This window comes from Streptomyces fildesensis (assembly GCF_016107395.1).
GTDB lineage: Bacteria > Actinomycetota > Actinomycetes > Streptomycetales > Streptomycetaceae > Actinacidiphila > Actinacidiphila fildesensis.
The window spans coordinates 514,943-533,081 of the sequence record NZ_JAAIKO010000001.1 but is presented as its reverse complement, the minus strand read 5'-3'; the positions used below and the strand labels follow the sequence as shown (position 1 = coordinate 533,081).

Sequence of the window (18,139 nt, the reverse complement as noted above, 5' to 3'; positions counted from 1 at the left end):
GGAGCGGAGCACGGCACCGAGCGCGGCACCGGTTCCGTCCTGCGCTCCGAGATCCTCGGATTCGCGCTGGCCGGCGCCGCCGCCTACGCCGTCGACCTCGGGCTGTTCATCTGGCTGCGCGGCCCCGGCGGCTTCGGCCCGCTCACCGCCAAGGCGCTGTCCTTCCTCGCCGGTTGCACGGTCGCCTACGCCGGCAACGCGCTGGGCACCTACCGCGGCCGCCCGCCGTCCGTGAGCCGCGCCCGGCAGTACGGCATCTTCTTCGCGTTCAACGTGGCGGGCGCGGTGGTACAGCTCCTGTGCCTGGCCCTGTCGCACTACGTCCTCGGGCTCACCACCCCGCGCGCGGACGTGATCTCGGGCGCCGGCATCGGCATGGCACTGGCCACCGCGCTGCGTTTCTGGGGGACGCGGACCTTCGTCTTCGGACGGCCGGGACCGTCCGCGGCCCCGGCCCCGTCCCGGGAATGCGCGCGCTGACGGAGGGTAGGCGCGCAGACATGGAGTGGATCACATGGAGTGGCTGACGAAACTGCGGTGGATCGGCCCGTGGATCGCCCGGCTGATGCGCACCCACGCCTGGCGTTCCTTCGAGCACCTCCAGGAGGTGCACTGGAGCCGGCTGGCCGCGGCCGTCACGTTCACCAGCTTCCTCTCCCTCTTCCCGCTGATCACCGTCGCCGCGGCGATCGGCGCGGCCCTGCTCTCCGACCAGCAGCTCCAGGACCTCCAGAAGCAGGTCTCCGAGCAGGTCCCGGGCATCTCCGACCAGCTGAACATCAACGGCCTGGTCGAGAACGCCGCCACCGTCGGCCTCATCGCGGGCGCGCTGCTGCTCTTCACCGGCCTCGGCTGGGTCGCGTCGCTCCGCGACTGCCTGCGCGCGGTCTGGGAGAAGGACGACGAGGACGAGAACCCGGTCATCGGCCGGCTCAAGGACGGCGGGATCCTGCTCGGCCTCGGCGCCGCCGCCATCGTGTCGCTGGCCTCCTCCGCCTTCGCGACCGCCGCCGTCGGGTGGGCCGCCGACGCGCTCGGTCTCGAACACAGCAGCCCCGGCCGGTTCCTCCTCACCGCCGCGGGCTTCTGCATCGCCGTCGTCGCGGACTTCGTGCTCATCGTCGTCCTGCTCACCCTGCTGCCCGGCGTCGAACCCCCGCGCCGCCGGGTCGTCGTCGCGGGTCTCATCGGCGCCTTCGGCTTCGAGATCCTCAAGCTGGTCCTCAGCGGCTATCTGCAGAACGTCGCCGCCAAGAGCATGTACGGCGCCTTCGGCGTCCCCGTCGCGCTGCTCCTCTGGTTCAACTTCATGGCCAAACTGCTCCTCTTCTGCGCCTCCTGGACAGCCGTCCCGCCCAAGGACGACCCCGCGACGGCGCCGGAGCCCGCCACCGAGCCGAAGCCCACGGAAGACCACCCCGGAGCCGTCCACCCCGCCTGAACCCGGACGGTGGTCCGGGTTCGGTCAGTCGGTGGTTCCGTCGCGCGACTTGCGGCGGGAGGGGCGGGAGTCGTCCGGGAGGGTCAGGGCCGGGGTGGCGCGGCGGCGGCGTACCAGGAGGACGGCGGCGGCGATCAGGGCCAGCGCGCCGGCGGCGATGCCGGCGAAGGTCCACATGCCGTGCGAGCTGGACGTGCCGGCGACCGTGGCCTGCGCGGGGCCCTTCGTGTCCGGGTCCGGGGCGGGGGCGTTGGCCTTGGCGGCGCTCCGCGTCGGGACCAGGGTGCCGACCGGCTTCACGGTGGGGGCGGCCTTGAAGCCCCAGTCCAGCAGGGCGGCCGTCTCCTTGTAGACCTCGTTGCTGCCCGCGGCCGGGTGCATCACGGTGACCAGCAGGGTGCGCCCGTCGCGTTCGGCGGCGCCGGTGAAGGTGTTGCCCGCGTTGGTGGTGAATCCGTTCTTCACCCCGAGCAGGCCCGGGTAGCGGCGGACGCCCAGGCCGGTCAGCAGGCGGTCGGTGTTCTGTATGTCGAAGGTCGAGCGCGTCTTCGACGGCTTGCCCGTCTTGAGGTCCTTGTACTCGCCGGGGAACTTGGCGACGGCCGTCGCGCAGTACTCGCGGAAGTCCGGGTTCTTCAGCCCCGACCGGGCGAAGAGCGTGAGGTCGTAGGCGCTGCTGACCTGCCCCGGCATGTCGTAGCCGTCGGGCGACACGACATGCGTGTCGTCGGCCTGCAACTCCTTGGCCTGGGCGTTCATCTCCTGCACGGTCTTGTCGACGCCGCCGTTCATGGTGGCGAGGACGTGCACGGCGTCGTTGCCCGAGTGCAGGAAGACCCCGAGCCACAGGTCGTGGACCGTGTAGCTGAGCTTCTCCTTGATGCCGACGAGGCTGCTGCCCTCGCCCATGCCGCTCAGGTCGGAGTCGGCGACCGTGTGCACCTGGGTCTTCTCGAATTTGGGCAGCACGGTGTCGGCGAACAGCATCTTCAGGGTGCTGGCGGGAGCCAGTTGCCAGTGCGCGTTGTGCGCGGCGAGCACCTCACCGGTCTTCGCGTCCGCGACGATCCACGAACGGGCGGTGAGCTTCGGCAGCGGCGGGCTGCCGGCGTCCGGTTCCACCTGGGTGCCGGGCACCCCGAGCCGGTCGCCGCCGACCTTCGACATAGTGGCAGGAGGCACCGGCTCCTTCGTTCTGCCGTCCGCGTGGGCAGGGGACGCGAGGAGCGGGCCGGACACCAGCGCGGCGGCGCACAGGACCAGCAGGGAACGGCGGAAGGCGGGTGCAGGCTTGGACACCAGGCGAACGTACAGTCCTGGTGGCGGAACGCGCGCCCTTCGGTTGTCCTGCGGACGGGTGAGGATTCGCACGCCCCTGACGTGGAACCATCCGGACCCCGTCGGCCGTTGCCGTGCGGGAGTCTCCATACTGGGTGTATGAAGCTCAACCGCCCCGTCTCCTGGTTCCTGGTCGCCTTCGGCGTGTGGTCCTGGATCGTCTGGACCACCTTCGTCAAGAACCTGTGGAAGGACGTCAGCGGGCTCGCCTTCGACAACGGCTCCCCGACCGCGTACTTCTGGGTGCATCTGACGCTCGCGATCACCTCGTTCCTGCTGGGAACGGCGATCGGCGCGCTCGGGCTGCGGTCGCTGCGGATCCTGAAGCGCGAAGCCGCCGGGACCACGGCCGGGACCGATGCCGGTACGGCCGCCGGGACCGATGTGGGTACGGCCGCCGGGTCCGATGCCGGGCGGCACCCCTCCGACACGGCCGCCGTTTAGTGATCGTCGTCTTCGTCCTGGGCGGGCTGGCCGTCCTGGCGCTCTTCGCCGCCCTGCACCGTTACCTGTGGCGGCGCCTGGTCCGCGATGTGTCGGCACCCCGCGGCCGGTACCGGCGGATCGGGACGGTGCTCGCCTTCGTCCTCCCGCTGACCAGCCTGGGCGCGCTGATCGGCGGCCGCGCCCTGCCGCTGGCGGGCGAGCGGTGGCTGGCCTGGCCGGGCTATCTGTGGCTCGCGGTGCTGATCTATCTGACGTTCGCGCTGCTGGTGGGCGAGGCGGTACGGCCCCTGCTGCGGCGCGCACTCGACCGCCGGGCGGCCCGGACAGCACCGGAGGAAGCGGTTCTGGTGGCGGTACCGGCAACGGCAACGGCAACGGCACCAGCACCGGAAGCGACGGCCACAGCTCCACCGGCGGTCCCGGCAGCAACCGACGAGCCCGCCGCCGCCACTCGGCGGCAGTTCGTCGCCCGCACCGTCGCCGTCGCGGCCGGTGCCGCGGCCGCCGGAACCGTCGGCTACGGCACGTACGGCGTCCTGCGCGGTCCCCGGCTGAAGAACGTGACCGTACCGCTCGCGAAGCTGCCCGCACGGGCGGACGGTTACCGGATCGCGGTGGTCAGCGACATCCACCTCGGCCCGATCCTGGGGCGGGCGCACACCCAGCGGATCGTCGACACGATCAACGGCGCGCGCCCCGACCTGGTGGCGATCGTCGGCGACCTGGTCGACGGGACCGTGGCCGACCTGGGGCCGGCCGCCGAGCCGCTCGCCCAGCTGCGGGCCCGGCACGGCTCGTTCTTCGTCACCGGCAACCACGAGTACTTCTCGGGCGCGGCACCGTGGGTCGACTTCGTCCGGGAACTGGGCGTCCACCCGCTGGAGAACGCCCGGGTGGAGCTGCCCGGCTTCGACCTCGCGGGCGTCAACGACATCTCCGGCGCGGACCACCACGCCGCGCCGGACTACGGCAAGGCGCTCGGTGACCGGGACCGCACCCGGGCCGCCGTCCTGCTGGCGCACCAGCCGGTGATGATCCACGAAGCGGTGAAGCACGGCGTGGACCTGCAGCTCTCGGGACACACGCACGGCGGCCAGCTCTGGCCCGGCAACTACATCGCGGAGCTGGCGAACCCCACGGTGGCGGGGCTCGACCGGTACGGCGACACCCAGTTGTACGTGACCCGCGGCGCGGGCGCCTGGGGCCCGCCGGTACGGGTCGGGGCGCCGTCGGACATCACCATCGTGAAGCTGGTGTCACTGCGCGCGTGACGCCCGCTTCGCGGCGCGCTTCGCCGCCCGCTTGACGGGTGCCTTCGCGACGGGTTCGGCGGCTGCGGGTCCGGTGCCGGCCGCGGGAGCTTCGGTGCCGGCCGTACCGGAGGTCTTCGCGTCCCCGCCGCCTCCCGACGACTTCTGGGCCGAGATGAACGTCGGCAGGATGAAGTCGTGGATGAGCCCCTTGGCGTCCCTGACCAGCGGCCGGAACACCCGGTAGCGCGAGAGGCTGACGACCTTCGCCACCAGCGGGGTGCACCGCTTGACGAAGTTCCGGGTGCGTTCGGTGTCGTCGGTGCGGTCGAAGACCCAGTACAGCACCACGATCATGAGGTGCAGCCACAGCAGGTCCGGGAGGAGTTCGGCCAGTTCGGCGTCGAGCTTGGGGGCCAGGTCCGAACCGTTCAGCACCTCGTCGAAGATGGCGACGGCGGTGGCGCGGGCCGGGTGCGACTCGTTCGAGAACGGGCTGAGCGGGCTGTCCGGGTCGGCCGCCGTGCGGAAGAACTGCGACGCGAACTCGTGGTACGGCGCCGCGCAGTCCACCCACGAGGTGAGGGCGATCTCCAGGCGCTTGGAGAAGTCGGTGACGCCGGCCATCTTGGCGTGGGCGTCGGCCGCGTGCTCGTGCGTCATCCGGTCGTAGAAGCCCTGGATCAGGTATTCCTTCGACGCGAAGTAGTAGTAGGCGTTGCCGACCGACACCCCGGCCTCGGTTGCGATCGCCCGCATCGTCGTCTTGTTGTAGCCCCGCTCCTGGAACATCCGCATCGCGGTGTCCAGGATGAGCGCCCGGGTCAGCTCGCTCTTGTCGGTCTTCGGTCGCGCCCGGCCGCCTGGCAGTTCGGCGGCCGGGGCGGCGTCGTCGGACGGGCGGCGGTCAGTTTCTTCCACGAGGGTGAGCCTAACCGCCGTGCCGGCACGCATCGCCGCAGTCCTCGTGGGCCGGCATGACCGGCCTTCCGGTGCTGGGGTTCCGGGCCCGCCCCCAGTCCGTCCTGGGCGGTGCCCAGGCGGTCCTGGCCGGTCCCCAGCCGTTCTGGGCAGGGCCCGGGCCGTTCTGGGCGGGGCCCCAACCGGCGTACGGGCTGGTCGCCGCCCGGTACTTGGCGGCCGCCAGGACCGCGGCCCGGGCGAGCGGCGCCCCGACCGGGGTGCTGAAGCGGTGCGCCATCGGCCGGTACTCGGAGAGCGCCCACAGGATGACGATCCAGGCGGCGTCGCCGGTGTAGAGCTGCCCCTGGTCACCGATGACGGTGATCCGGCTCAGGGTCGAGGCGTGGTCGAGGTCCGGGTACCGGCCGCGCGCCTCGGGGGAGCAGGCCGGGACGAGGTCCAGCGGGACGAGCTGCCGCTGCCGTACGAGCCAGCCCCGTACGAAGGTGCAGAGCCTGCAGTCGGCGTCGTACAGGACGGTCAGCCGGCGGACCGGGACACGGGCGTCCCGGCGGACCGGTGCGGGGGCCGCCGCCCCTTGCGGGGCGGCTTCCGCGGCGTGGGTGGTGCGGGCGCCGTGGGTGGCGTCGGCGGTCATGGTGGTCAGAGCGCCGGGGTGGCGGGGGTGGCCCAGCCCTGCGGCGGCACCGGCGGCATCTGCTCCTTCTCCATGATGCCCCGGCGGCGCATCTTGTTGAGGATGAAGACGTTGCCGAGGTGCAGGACGCCGAGGACGAGCAGGACGACCCCGAGCTTGACCGACAGTGCCTCGAAGAGCCCGCGGGCGTCCTCGACCGCGTCGGCGCTCTTGAGGTAGAGGGCGACGAACCCGAAGTTGACGAGGTAGAAGCCGACCACCAGGAGGTGGTTGACGGCGTCGGCGAGCTTCTCGTTGCCGTGCAGCACGTCGGCGAGGAAGATCCGCCCGTTGGTGCTGAGGGTGCGCGCGACCCAGATGGTCAGCCCGATGCTGATGAGCAGGTAGACGACGTACGCGACGACCGTGAGGTCCATGGTCCATCCCTTTGCGAGAGACTTGAACGTGTTCAAAACTTCTGACAGGCATGACTGTAGACCTATTTTTGAACGTGTTCAACCACGAGTTCCGGCGCAACGAAGAACGCCGGGCGGGCCTGAGGAATCAGGCCCGCCCGGCGTTCGGCGGAGAGGTTCTGCGGAAAGGTTCTACGAGAGAGGAGAGGGGCCGGTCAGTCGCGCGAGTGGCTCAGCTCCAGGTCGAGGTTGTCGTCGCCGTCGCCGTCCTCACCACTGCCCACCGTGACCGTGGCCGGGAAGGGCGGGTAGCCCATCGTCAGCAGGGTGTAGCGGCCCGGGTAGAGGTCGGCGAAGGCGTAGCCGCCGTCCTTGCCCGTGTGGACGACGCCGACCTCCTTGCCGTCCGCGTCCTGGAGCACGACCCGCGCGTCGTCGACGGGTTCGCCGTTCGCGGTGCGCACCGTGCCGGTGAGGGTCCCGGTGCCGCTGAGCCGCAGATCGCACTCGACCGGACGGTCGGACGTCATGACGCTCGCTGTCTGCGGGTGGTGCCCCTCGGCGTTGGCGACCAGGACGTACGAACCGCTGCCGGGCGTCGACAGGCTGTACGTACCGTCCTCCTCCGCCGTGATCCGGCCGACCTGGCGGCCGTCGGCGGCGATCAGGGTGAGCTCCGAGCGCGGGATCGGCAGTCCTGAGGACCCGCGGACGGTGCCGCGCACGGACGGGCCGCCGGCCTTCTGCAGCGGGACGACGACACCCGCTCCCGGAGCGTCGGGGGCTTCGTCCGGCGCACCTTCGACCGCCAGGTGCGGCAGCCGCTTGTCGAGCCACTCCGGCAGCCACCAGTTGGCGTTGCCGAACAGGTGCATCAGCGAGGGGACGAGCACGGTCCGCAGGATGAACGCGTCGAGCGCGACCGCTCCCGCCAGGCCGACGCCGAACATCGCGATGACGCGTTCCCCGTTGAGGACGAAGGCGGTGAAGACGCAGATCATGATGACGGCCGCCGAGTTGATCACCCGGCTGGTCTCGGCCAGGCCGACGCGTACCGCGCGCGCGTTGTCCTTGGTGTGCACCCACTCCTCGTGCATCCGGCTGACCAGGAAGACCTGGTAGTCCATGGAGAGACCGAAGAGCAGCGACAGCATGATGACCGGGAGGAACGCCTCGATCGGCCCCTCGCGGCTGGCGAGCAGCAGATCACCGCCCCAGCCCCACTGGTAGGCCGCGACCAGGACACCGAAGGACGCGGCGGCCGCGGCCAGGTTCATCACCGCGGCCGTCAGGGGAACGACGAGGCTGCGGAAGGCGATCAGCAGCAGGACGAAGCCCAGCGCGATGATCACCGCGACGAAGACCGGCAGCTTGCCCATCAGCACCGAGGCGAAGTCCTTGTACATCGCCGTCTGGCCGCCGACGTACGCCTGCATCGTGCTGCCCTTCTCGGCAGCCGGTACGACGTCGTCGCGCAGATGGTCGATCAGGTCCGAGGTCGCCTTGTCCTGCGGTGACGTGTCCGGCACCGCCTGGATGACGGCGATGTCGGCGCCCGGCTGCATCGGCAGCGCCGCGGCGAAGGTGATGCCCTTGGTCGCGTTGAGCTTGCCGACCAGGGTCTGTACGGCGGCCTTGTCGGTGTCCGACTTCACTTCGGCGAGGATCGTCAGCGGACCGTTGAAGCCCGCGCCGAACCCGCCGGCGAGGAGGTCGTACGCCTTGCGGGTCGTCGTCGTGTCCTTGTTGTTGCCCTGGTCGGAGGAGCCGAGGCGCAGGGAGAGCACCGGCACGGCCAGGGCGACCATCATCGCGATCGCGATCACGGAGAGCACCCGCGGGTGCCGCTCCACGAATGACGACCAGCGGGCGGCGGCGCCGGTGGCCAGCTTCGCCTCCGGGCCGTTGGCGGCCAGCTTGCGCCGCTGGCGGCGGGAGAGCACCCGGTTGCCGAGGACGCCGAGCATCGCGGGCAGCAGGGTGATGGCCGCGGCGACGCTCAGGACGACGGTCAGCGAGGCGGCGATGGCGACGCCGTTGAGGAAACTCAGACCCATCGCGAACATGCCGAGCAGCGCGATGCAGACCGTGCCGCCCGCGAACAGCACGGCGCGCCCCGAGGTGTTGACCGCCGTCACGGCGGCCTCCTCCGGGGTCAGCCCGCGCAGGATGCCCTTGCGGTGCCGGGTGACGATGAACAGCGCGTAGTCGATGCCCACGCCCAGGCCCACGAGCATGGCCAGGACCGGTGCGAAGTCGGCGACGGCCATGCCGTGGCTGAGCAGGAGGATCGCGGACGAGGCGGTGAAGATGGCGAACAGCGCGGTGATGATCGGCATCAGCATGCCGAGGACCGAACCGAGCGCGAGGAAGAGGACGACGGCCGCGGCCGCGACACCGACCAGCTCGCTCAGCCCCTGCGGAGGCTGTTCGGCCATCTGGATCGCCTGGCCGCCGGCCTCGACCTCCAGGCCGCTGCCCCCCGCGTCGTGCACGATGTCGACGAGCTGCTTCACCTCCTCCTTGTCCAGCTCGTTGCCGAGCTTGGTGAAGGTGACGGCCGCGTAGGCGGTCCTGCCGTCCTTGCTGATCTTCGCGGCGCCCTCCGGCGCGTACGGACTCGCGATCGTGCCGACGTCGGCCACGTCGCTCTTGATCCTCTGGAGAGCGGCGGTCATCTTCTGCTGGACCGCGGCGTCCCGCACGGAGCCCTGGTCCACGTGCCAGACGATGTTGTCGGTCTCGCCCGCCTGAGCGGGGAAGGCCTTGTCCATCAGCTTCAGAACCTGCGCGGACTCGGTACCCGGCAGCTCGAAGACGTTGGCGTAGGCGCTCCCGGCGGCGCCGCCCGCGCCGCCGAAGCCGGCCATGACGAGCACCCACAACCCGATCACCAGCCACTTGCGCCTAAAGCACCATCGTGCCAATGAGGCCACGGTCCCAGCTCCTTCACTCGCTGCCGACGTCCACCGCCGGAGTTGGATCTCCCGCAGTCTGTTCAGCCTCCGTGCCGGGACCGGGCCGTTACAAGGTGAATCGGGATCTCTCAGGGAACTCCCAAGTTGTCTCCAGTGGGTCTGTGGGCCGGCACTGCTGATAATCGAGTCATGGAGAACCCCGAGAGCCCGGCCACCGTACTGATCGTCGAAGACGAGCCGGGCATCGCGGACATTCTCCGAATTACCCTGAAATACCATGGCTTTACGGTGCACACCGCGGCCACCGGCCGACAGGCCGTCATCGCCGCCCGCGAGCACCGGCCCGATCTGGTGCTGCTCGATGTGATGCTGCCGGACGGCAACGGCTGGGAGGTCTGCCGCACGCTGCGCGCCGAACGCGACGACCTCGCGGTGATCTTCGTGACCGCCCGGGACGCACCGCGCGACGTCGTCGGCGGGCTCGCCCTCGGCGGCGACGACTACATCACCAAGCCGTTCGGCGTGGACGAGGTCGTCGCCCGGGTGCACGCGGTGCTCCGCAGGACCCGGCGCGAACCGGAGGCCGTCGACCCGGTGCTGCGCCACGGCGACCTGGAGATGGACGAGGCGACGTACAGCGTCCGCCGTGCGGGCGAGCCGGTCGACCTGACCCCCACCGAGTACAACCTGCTGCGGCACCTGCTGCGCAACGCCGGGCGGATCGTCACCAAGGAGCAATTGCTGCAGCACGTCTGGCAGTACGACACGGTCGTCGAATCGACCGTCGTCGAGACGTACATCAGCTACCTGCGGCGCAAGCTCGACCGGCTCGGGCCGCCGCTGATCGAGACCCGGCGCGGCATCGGCTACGGGCTGCGGGCGCTGGCATGAGACTCGGGTTCGGGACGTTCGGGTTCGGCGCGGGCGAAGCCGGAACGCGGCGCGGATACGGCACGTACGACGGTGGAGGCGGCCGTGGGCGTGACGGTGGACGCGACGGTGGAGGTGGTGGTCACGGCGGTGGACGCGACGGTGGAGGTGGTGGTCACGACGGTGGAAAGCCGCGCCTGGACGGCAAGCGCTGCTTCTGGCCGCGCCCCCGCTCGCTGCGCGGGCGGTTCACGATGGCCAACGTCACGTTCCTGGCCATCGGCCTGGTGATGGCGGGCGCCGCCAGCCTCATCGGCATGTACACCATGCTGATCGGCGAGATAGACGACTCGCTGAAGACCTCCCGGAAGGCGCTGTCCTCCACGCCGTTCACCAGCGGCGGTCTGCAGCAGCTCTGCACGATGGCCGGCATGCTGCAGACCAACGACGGGAACAAGGTCGTCGCCCAGGCCTTCGACCAGGACCTCTTCCTGGTGCTCGACCCCCAGGGCCGGATCTCCACGGTGTGCGAGGGCAACGTGGCGAACCTCGGCGAGGAGCGCCGCAGTCTCGCGGTGGCCATGCCGGACCCGAAGGCCCTCGCGGCGTCCGGCGACGCCGCGACCGTGCACAGCGACGGCAGCTACTACCGGGTGATGGTCTCCCGGCTCGGCGACGGCACCATGGTCGTCAAGGGGATGCGGCTCAACGGGGTGCGGCGCGCGGTCGGCCATCTCCTCATCGTCGAGGTCATCGACAGCGTCGTGCTGCTGGGCCTGCTCGCCATGGGCTCGCTGACCGCCGCCCGCCGGCGGCTGCAGCCGCTGGAGGACATGGTCGAGACGGCGTCCGCCATTTCCGAGGGCGACCTCTCCCGGCGGATCGCCACCGCCTCGCACGGCAGCACCGAGGTCGAGCAGCTCAGCGCCGCCCTCAACGCGATGCTCCAGCAGATCGAGACGGCGCTCACCACCAGCGAGCGCGCCACCGCCCAGCTCCGGCAGTTCCTCGCCGACGCCTCCCATGAGCTGCGCACACCGCTCGCCTCCGTCCGCGGCTATCTCCAGCTCTACGAGAAGGGCATGCTCGACCCCGACGAGAAGGACCGTGCCCTGACCCGGGTCTCCGCCGAGGCGTTGCGGATGAGCCGTCTCGTCGACGAGCTCCTCGCCCTCGCCCGGCTGGAGGACCGGCCGGCGCTCGTGCCGCGCCCTGTCGACCTCACGCAGCTGGTCAGGGACGGTGTCGCCGACCTCGCCATGCAGCAGCCGCAGCGGCCCATCGCACTCATCCTGCCGGGCTGTGTGGAAGTGCTGGGGGACGAGGCGCAGTTGCGGCAGATCCTCGGCAACCTGCTCAGCAACGTCCGCGTGCACACCCCCGCGGACTCCCCGGTGACCGTGGAGGTCATCCGCCGGGACGAGGACGTCCTGCTGCGGATCACCGACTCCGGCCCCGGTCTGTCCCCGCAGGACGCCGCCCGGGCCTTCGACCGCTTCTTCCGCGCCGACCCCGACCGGGCCCGGGACACCGGCGGCGCCGGCCTCGGCATGTCGATCGTCCAGGCCGCCGTCGACGCCCACCACGGTTCCGTCCGCCTCGACACCGCCCCGGGCACCGGCCTCACGGTCCACGTCACCCTCCCGTCGGCCCGGCCGGCCGAACTCGTGGTGGAGAGCGAGGCGGCGCCGGGACGCTAGGTCCTGTCGCCGAAGGCCCGCTCCGGCTCACCCGGCCGTCGAAGGGACCGGCTGCACGGCCGTCGCCGGGGCCCGGCCGACCCGCCGCACCCCCGGCACCAGCGCCGTCCCCAGGCAGGCCGCCGCCACCAGGCCGGCCGCGACCGCCAGCGGGGTCGCCGTCCCCCACGCGTTGGCGGCGAGCGGCGCGGCGGCGTAGCCGACCGGCATCGCGGCCAGTGAGAGCAGCCAGTCGTAGGACGTGACGCGGGCCAGCACCCCGGCCGGCACGGCCTGCTGGACGGTGGTCTCCCAGACCGGATTGAGGAAGCCGAGCGCGCAGAGGGCGAGGCCGTAGGAGGCGATGAGCAGCGGGGCGGGCGCGGCCAGGGCGAGCAGGATCAGCGGCAGCGCGTAGGTCGCGAGGCCGAGGTTGGCCACCAGGACGGGGCGGGAGAGCTTGGCGCGGCCGGCCAGCAGGGAGCCGACGACCAGGCCCGCGGTACCCGCCTGGAGCAGATAGATCCAGACGTCGTCCCCGCCGAGCCGCTCGCGGGCGACGATCGGTCCGAGGGTGGCGAGGACGGCGGCGGCGCCGTTCCAGGTGGCGTGCGCGATCAGGCTCGTCCAGTACCAGTCACGGGACCGCACCTCGGACCAGCCCTCGACCAGGTCGGCGCGCATCGAGCGGCGGGGGATGGGCGTGCGCCGGACCCGGATCGCGGCCAGCAGCGCCGCACTGGCCGCGAAGGTCGCCGCGTCCAGGACGAAGGCCCAGCCGGGCCCCGCGGTGAACACCAGCAGCCCGGCGACGCCGGGCCCGCCGAAGAAGGCGGCGTTGCGCGCGGCGGCCATCAGGGAGTTGGCCTTCTGCCGTTCCGGTCCTTCGGTGGTGCCGGTGATCAGCGGCGACGCGGTCGGCATGGCGAACGCGGAGGCGATGCCGCCGACCACTTCGGCGGCGGCTATGTGCAGCAGCTGCGGGTCGCTGCCGATGAGTTCGGCGCCGACGAAGAGCTGGGCGGCGCACCGGACGAGGTCGGTGGTCAGCGCGACCTTGCGGACGTCGAAGCGGTCGCCGAACACGCCGCCGAGGGGGAGCAGGAGCAGCTTCGGGACCATCGAGCAGCCGAGGACGACGGCGAGCGCGGTGGCCGATCCGTCGGTCGCCCGGGTGATGGCGATGGCCAGCGCGGCGGGGACGACGGCGTCGCCGAGGGCGGACAGGGTGCGGCCGATGAAGAGCAGCCGGAAGGCGTGCAGGCGGAGGGGGTGCGTGGGTGGTTGGGTCACGCGGAGAATGTATTTCGGTACCGAACCTTTCGTCAACGAATAATTCGATGCCGACGGAACGGGCGTAGAGTGACGACATGAGCCCTAGTGACGCCGGCGGCGGCAGCGGTCGCAGTGGAGACCGGGACCGGACCGACGAGCACGTCGAGCGCTGGCTGCCCGTCCTCCCCGACCTCGACCCCGACATCGAGGGCGCGGTCACCCGGATGAAGATGATCGCCCACCATCTGCGCCGTTTCCGGGACCAGTCGCTCGCCGACTACGACCTCCAGCGGCACGAGTTCGAGACCCTGCACGCGCTCGCGGGCCGCGGCGGCAAGGCCAGCCCCTCCGAGCTCGCCAACGACCTGGACATGGCGCCCGCCTCCGTCACCGGACGGCTCGACACGCTCGCCCACCGCGGCTTCGTCCGCCGCACCCCCTCCGCCACGGACCGCCGCCGGGTCGACATCGAACTGACCGAGGAGGGCCGGGCGACCTGGCTCGGTTCGATGGACGTGCTCGGCCACGAGGAGTACCGGCTGCTCGGCGCGCTCGACGCCGGCGAACGCCGCACGCTGTCCGACCTGCTGCGCCGGATCCTGTTGGCGGCGGAGGACGTGCAGAGCTTGCGTTAGAGCCCACTCCAACCCGTACGTTCGATGCCATGGCCACCACAGACAAGAACACCGCCGCCGCCGACGCCCCCTCCGAGCGCTACGCGCGCGGCCTCGCCGTACTGCAGCAGATCGCCGGCACCGAGCGGCCCGCCGTGCTCGACAGTCTCGCCGACATCGCCCCCGACCTGGCCCGGTTCACCGTCGAGTTCGGCTACGGCGACATCATCTCCCGCCCCGGCCTGACGCTCCCGCAGCGCCAGCTGGCCACCATCTCGGCCCTTGCCGCGATGGGCAACGGGGCTCCGCAGCTGCGCTTCCACATCGACGGCGCGCTCAACGTCGGCATCAGCCGGCGGGAGATCGTGGAGACCTTCATCCACGCCAGCGTCTACGCGGGCTTCCCGGCCGCCCTCAACGCCCTCACGGTCGCCCGCGAGGCGTTCGCCGCGCGCAAGGAGTCGGACGACCCGGCCGCCGGCCCCGTCGCACCGGCCACCCCCAGCGAGCCGGGCACCACCCGCTACGAGCGCGGCCTGGAAGCGCTGGCCCGCATCGACGGCCACGCCGGCGAAGCCGTCGTCGCCTCGCTCCAGGACATCGCCCCCGACCTGGCCCGATACCTGATCGAGTACAGCTTCGGCGACATCTACTCCCGCACTGGCCTCGACCTCAAGTCCCGCGAGCTCGCCAGCGTCGCCATGTGCACCGCCCTGGGCAACGCCGCCCCGCAACTCCGCGTCCACCTCCACGGCTTCCTCAACGTCGGCGGCACCGAGGACGAAACCGTCGAGATCATCACCCAGATGGCCGGCTACGCGGGCTTCCCCGCCGCCCTCAACGGCATCGCCGCCGCCCGCGAGGTCTTCGCCGACCGAGCGGAGAACAACCCGGAGCACTGAACGCGCCGTTCGTCAGGTGCCCGTCCGGCTGCCGGAAGCGGAAACGGCGGCGGCCCGGGCGGAAGGCCTATGCCGTTCCGTCCGGGCCGCCACCCCGTGGGGGGCAGTTGGGTCAGCCGTTGGTGACGGCGGTGTCGTCGATCAGGAAGCTGGTGGCCGCGGAGGAGTCCTCGGCGCCCAGGAACTTGATGGTGACCGTCTTGCCCTTGAAGGCGGACAGGTCGAGGGTGCGCTGGACGTAGCCGCTCGGGGTGACGTTGGAGTACGTCGCCAGGGTGGTCGTCGTGGTGCCGGAGACGACCTGGGCCTTGAGGGTGTCGTAGACCGTGGAGCCGGTCTCCTTGGTGGTGATGCCGAGCCAGAAGCTGAGCTTCGGGGCGGCGGCGGTGGCCGGGATGGTCACCGACTGGGACAGGGTGTCGGTGTGGGTGGTGCCGTAGCCGTTGAGCCAGGCGTAGTACGAACCGGCGTGCGGGGTGGCGCCGGTCTCATTGGTGATGACGCCGCTGGTCTGGGCCCAGGTGGTCGCACCGGACTCGAAGCCCGGGTTGGCCAGCAGGTTGGTGCCGTCCGGCGGCGGGGTGGTGCCGGTGCCGCCGCAGGTGGTGGAGGTCGCGGCGACGGCGGCTGCCGTCCAGGCCTTCTCGACCGCGGCGCACTGGGCGCTGCTGCCGCCGAAGAGGTCCTTGGCGGCCTTGATGCTCGCGGTGCGGGCGCCCGGGTAGTCGGTGGCGGCCGTCATGTACGTGGAGAGCGCGCGGTACCAGATCTTGCCCGTGTCGGCGTTGCCGATGCCGGTGACGGCCGGAGCGCCGCCGCAGGTCGGGCTGTTGCCGTACGTGGAGGAGCCGGAGCCGACGGCCAGCAGGTAGAAGAAGTGGTTGCCGACGCCCGACGAGTAGTGCGGGTCGAGGTTCTTGGTGCCGGTGGTCCAGCAGGACTGCGAGACGCCGTCCTTCTTCGGGTCGTCCATGTACCGCAGCGGCGTGGAGCTGATCTTCTCGCCGATGAGGTAGTCGGGCTTGTCCGCCGGGCTGTTGGCGTTGAACTCGACCAGGGTGCCGAAGATGTCGCTGGTGGACTCGTTGAGGCCGCCCGCGTCGCCGAAGTAGTTCAGGCCGGCGGTCGCGGCGGTGACGCCGTGGCTCATCTCGTGGCCGGCCACGTCCAGCTCGGTGAACGGCTTGTCGCCCACCGCGCCGTCGCCGTAGATCATCGAGAAGCTGTCGTCGTCCCAGCCGGCGTTGCCGTAGTTGACGCCGTAGTGGACGAAGGAGCGGGCGCCGACGCCGTCGTTCTTGATGCCGTTGCGGCCGTGCACGTTCTTGTAGTAGTCCCACGTGGCCTGGATGCCGTAGTGGGCGTCGACGGCGACGGTGGCGCGGTTGGTGAGGGTGCCGTCGCCCCAGACGTTGTCGGTGTCGGTGAACGCGGCGCCCCAGCCGGCCGGCGGCGAGTCGTTGGTCGTCGTCTTGTTCTGGGCGTCCCGCGTCTCCCCGTTACCGCGGGTCGGGTCCAGCAGCTGGTAGCCGCCGCTGACGCTGCTGGTGCCCAGCGTGACGTCGCCGACCTGGTAGCCGTGACCGGTGCCGGAGGCGGCGGCGCCCGCGACGGTCGTGGCGGGGGCGGTCGCCTGGTTCTGGCCCGCGACGGCCGTGCTGATGAAGCTGTTCCACGACTGGCCGGCGGCGCCGGTCTGCGCGTTCACCAGGACGTGCAGGTGGCTCGGCGACTGGTCGGGGGCGGTGCCGTTGGTGACGACCTGCCAGACCAGCGTCGGGGTGGCGGTGGTGGCGTCGACGACCAGCTTGGCCGTGCTGCCGTGCTTGACGCCCTTGAACTTCTTGGCCGCCGTGGCGATGGCCTGCTTGGCGGTGATCTTCGGCGTGACCGACAGGTTCAGCGGCGCCGCCAGGGTCAGCGAGGCGTCGCGCGCGGTTCCGTCCGGAGCCGAGTGGACGACGACGTCGCCGCCCAGGACCGGCAGGCCCTGGTAGGTGCGGTCGAGGTGTACGTGGCGCGAGCCGTCGGCGTCGACGGTCACGTCGCGTGACGTGAACACGTCGTGAGCGCCGGCCTTGACCAACTGCGGGTGGGCCGCGACGGCGGAGTTCGCGTCGCGCAGTGCCTGAGCTTCGCTCGCCTTCGGCGGGATGGGCCGGGGGTTCTTCGCGGCGCTGGCGGGGGTGCCCGCCCCGGCTATCAGGAGCCCGCTGACCGCGAGGGTGAGGGTGCTGGCGAGTACAGATCGTTTCATGGCCAGGGAGCATGGCGGCGCCTGGTGACCCGGGGCAACGAACTCCCAACTCTGTTTAATTGCGGGAGTTACAACAACTCGTTAAAGCCTGGCCCACAAGCTGTGCAACCTCTGTGAACGCTAAATCTTTGGGTAAGACTGTTCACAGCGTGATGCGCGTCACCGGCCGTTTCCCGGCCGGTCGCTAACATGTGCCTCCCCCACACCCGGCACGCAGGACGGATGACCACCCCCTGTGACCTATAGACCGCTGCCTCCAGAAATCGCCGATGCGCTCCGCACCGGCCCCTTCGAAGCCGCCCTCGACGCCGCCGTCCGGGCCAGCGGACTCAGCATGGAACGTATCCGGCACCGGCTCGACACCCGGGGCGTCCAGGTGAGCGTCACCACGCTCAGTTACTGGCGCCGCGGCCGCAGCCGGCCCGAACGCCCCCAGTCCCGGCAGGCCGTTCGCCTGCTGGAAGAGCTGCTCGCCCTCCCCTCCGACTCCCTGGTCTCCCTGCTCGGCCCGCAACGCCCGCGCGGCCGCTGGGTCAACCGCCCGCCCGCCAACCTCGACGCCGCCCGGCTCTGGCAGGAGTACGAGAGCCTGCCGGGACTGCTCGGCGAGATGGGCTCCGCCGACGACGGGCTCGCCCGGCTGGCGGTGCACGACCGCTACGAGATCGACGCGAACGGCTGTGAGGCGACCTGGACGACGACCCTGGTCCTGCGGGCCGAGCAGGAACGGGTGGACCGTTGCATGATCATCACCCGTGGCGACGACCCGGAACGGGAGCTACCCGTCCTCACCGGGGTGCGCAACGCCCGCCCCGGCCGGGTCCGCATCGACAGCTCGGTACCGCTGGTCGTCGCCGAACTGCTGCTGGACCGGGTGCTCGCCAAGGGCGAGACCGAGGTCGTCGAGTACACGTACCGCATGCCGACGGTGGGCGCCCGCACCACCGAGTGCGGGCGCGGCTTTCCGGTGCCCATCCGGCTCTACACGCTCGAAGTGCAGTTCCATCCGGACGCCGTGCCGTTCCGCAGCCACCGCTGCGTCGGCACCACGGCGGGCGGGCCGCTGCCCGCGGTCGAACCGGTCTGGATCAGCGCGTCGGGCCGGGCGCTGTTCTCCGTCGAGGACCCGCAGCCCGGTTTCCAGGCGCTGCGCTGGGAGTGGGAGTAACCGCCGGCGGGAACGGCTGAGGGC

The 18,139-nt window shown here is 71.2% G+C and carries 17 protein-coding genes; 9 read left to right on the top strand and 8 right to left on the bottom strand.

All coding sequences use genetic code 11. From position 1 onward, the window contains the following. The first annotated feature begins 39 nt into the window (after window positions 1-39). A complete protein-coding gene (locus C6N31_RS02335; protein WP_232484747.1) occupies window positions 40-480 on the top strand; it encodes a GtrA family protein in 441 nt (146 codons plus the stop codon). Window positions 481-514: 34 nt separating this feature from the next. Continuing rightward, window positions 515-1,441: a YihY/virulence factor BrkB family protein gene (locus C6N31_RS02330; protein WP_138352258.1), complete on the top strand. Its 927-nt coding sequence runs from the start codon at window positions 515-517 to the stop codon at window positions 1,439-1,441. Window positions 1,442-1,465: 24 nt separating this feature from the next. On the opposite strand, the gene C6N31_RS02325 is transcribed toward C6N31_RS02330, so the two are convergent. Next, window positions 1,466-2,740 carry a D-alanyl-D-alanine carboxypeptidase family protein gene (locus C6N31_RS02325; protein WP_244809358.1) on the bottom strand — a complete coding sequence of 425 codons (1,275 nt, stop codon included), beginning with the start codon at window positions 2,738-2,740 and terminating at the stop codon, window positions 1,466-1,468. A 138-nt stretch (window positions 2,741-2,878) separates the two neighbouring features. Between C6N31_RS02325 and C6N31_RS02320 the strand changes: the two genes are divergently transcribed. Beyond that, window positions 2,879-3,223: an SCO4848 family membrane protein gene (locus tag C6N31_RS02320; RefSeq protein ID WP_232484671.1), complete on the top strand. Its 345-nt coding sequence runs from the start codon at window positions 2,879-2,881 to the stop codon at window positions 3,221-3,223. Continuing rightward, window positions 3,223-4,497, top strand: coding sequence for a metallophosphoesterase (locus C6N31_RS02315; RefSeq protein WP_198357063.1), 1,275 nt, complete (start codon window positions 3,223-3,225; stop codon window positions 4,495-4,497). Before C6N31_RS02320 ends, C6N31_RS02315 begins: the two co-directional genes overlap by 1 nt. Here C6N31_RS02315 and C6N31_RS02310 read toward each other — a convergent pair. The 4 genes from C6N31_RS02310 to C6N31_RS02295 all read right to left on the bottom strand — a co-directional run bounded on the left by C6N31_RS02310 (window position 4,483) and on the right by C6N31_RS02295 (window position 9,368). After that, window positions 4,483-5,397, bottom strand: coding sequence for a TetR/AcrR family transcriptional regulator (locus C6N31_RS02310; RefSeq protein ID WP_244809360.1), 915 nt, complete (start codon window positions 5,395-5,397; stop codon window positions 4,483-4,485). The genes C6N31_RS02315 and C6N31_RS02310 overlap by 15 nt on opposite strands. 10 nt (window positions 5,398-5,407) lie before the next feature. Next, window positions 5,408-6,037, bottom strand: coding sequence for a thiol-disulfide oxidoreductase DCC family protein (locus tag C6N31_RS02305; protein WP_138352254.1), 630 nt, complete (start codon window positions 6,035-6,037; stop codon window positions 5,408-5,410). A 5-nt stretch (window positions 6,038-6,042) separates the two neighbouring features. After that, a complete protein-coding gene (locus tag C6N31_RS02300) occupies window positions 6,043-6,453 on the bottom strand; it encodes a hypothetical protein (RefSeq protein WP_138352253.1) in 411 nt (136 codons plus the stop codon). A 194-nt stretch (window positions 6,454-6,647) separates the two neighbouring features. Beyond that, a complete protein-coding gene (locus tag C6N31_RS02295; protein WP_198357062.1) occupies window positions 6,648-9,368 on the bottom strand; it encodes an MMPL family transporter in 2,721 nt (906 codons plus the stop codon). A gap of 171 nt (window positions 9,369-9,539) precedes the next feature. Between C6N31_RS02295 and C6N31_RS02290 the strand changes: the two genes are divergently transcribed. Continuing rightward, window positions 9,540-10,241: a response regulator transcription factor gene (locus C6N31_RS02290; protein WP_138352252.1), complete on the top strand. Its 702-nt coding sequence runs from the start codon at window positions 9,540-9,542 to the stop codon at window positions 10,239-10,241. Here the strand turns inward: C6N31_RS02290 and C6N31_RS02285 are convergent. Further along, window positions 10,217-10,399 (bottom strand): hypothetical protein, encoded by a 183-nt coding sequence (locus C6N31_RS02285; RefSeq protein WP_187144988.1) that lies wholly within the window; start codon window positions 10,397-10,399, stop codon window positions 10,217-10,219. The genes C6N31_RS02290 and C6N31_RS02285 overlap by 25 nt on opposite strands. A gap of 75 nt (window positions 10,400-10,474) precedes the next feature. On the opposite strand from C6N31_RS02285, the gene C6N31_RS02280 reads away from it, so the two are divergent. After that, on the top strand, window positions 10,475-11,920 hold the full coding sequence (locus C6N31_RS02280; protein ID WP_138352251.1) for a sensor histidine kinase: 1,446 nt from the start codon (window positions 10,475-10,477) through the stop codon (window positions 11,918-11,920). 27 nt (window positions 11,921-11,947) lie between these two features. Here C6N31_RS02280 and C6N31_RS02275 read toward each other — a convergent pair whose 3' ends face one another. Next, window positions 11,948-13,201, bottom strand: coding sequence for an MFS transporter (locus C6N31_RS02275; protein WP_187145317.1), 1,254 nt, complete (start codon window positions 13,199-13,201; stop codon window positions 11,948-11,950). A gap of 68 nt (window positions 13,202-13,269) precedes the next feature. Here C6N31_RS02275 and C6N31_RS02270 point away from each other — a divergent pair, with 68 nt between their 5' ends. Together C6N31_RS02270 and C6N31_RS02265 are read left to right on the top strand one after the other, a co-directional pair. Then, window positions 13,270-13,809: a MarR family winged helix-turn-helix transcriptional regulator gene (locus C6N31_RS02270; protein ID WP_138352249.1), complete on the top strand. Its 540-nt coding sequence runs from the start codon at window positions 13,270-13,272 to the stop codon at window positions 13,807-13,809. A gap of 29 nt (window positions 13,810-13,838) precedes the next feature. Further along, window positions 13,839-14,690 carry a carboxymuconolactone decarboxylase family protein gene (locus C6N31_RS02265; RefSeq protein WP_138352248.1) on the top strand — a complete coding sequence of 284 codons (852 nt, stop codon included), beginning with the start codon at window positions 13,839-13,841 and terminating at the stop codon, window positions 14,688-14,690. 112 nt (window positions 14,691-14,802) lie between these two features. On the opposite strand, the gene C6N31_RS02260 is transcribed toward C6N31_RS02265, so the two are convergent. Beyond that, window positions 14,803-16,947, bottom strand: a complete 2,145-nt coding sequence (locus tag C6N31_RS02260) for a M4 family metallopeptidase (protein WP_198357061.1) — start codon at window positions 16,945-16,947, stop codon at window positions 14,803-14,805. Window positions 16,948-17,182: 235 nt separating this feature from the next. Here C6N31_RS02260 and C6N31_RS02255 point away from each other — a divergent pair, with 235 nt between their 5' ends. Next, on the top strand, window positions 17,183-18,115 hold the full coding sequence (locus C6N31_RS02255) for a hypothetical protein (protein WP_138352246.1): 933 nt from the start codon (window positions 17,183-17,185) through the stop codon (window positions 18,113-18,115). Window positions 18,116-18,139: the final 24 nt, after the last annotated feature.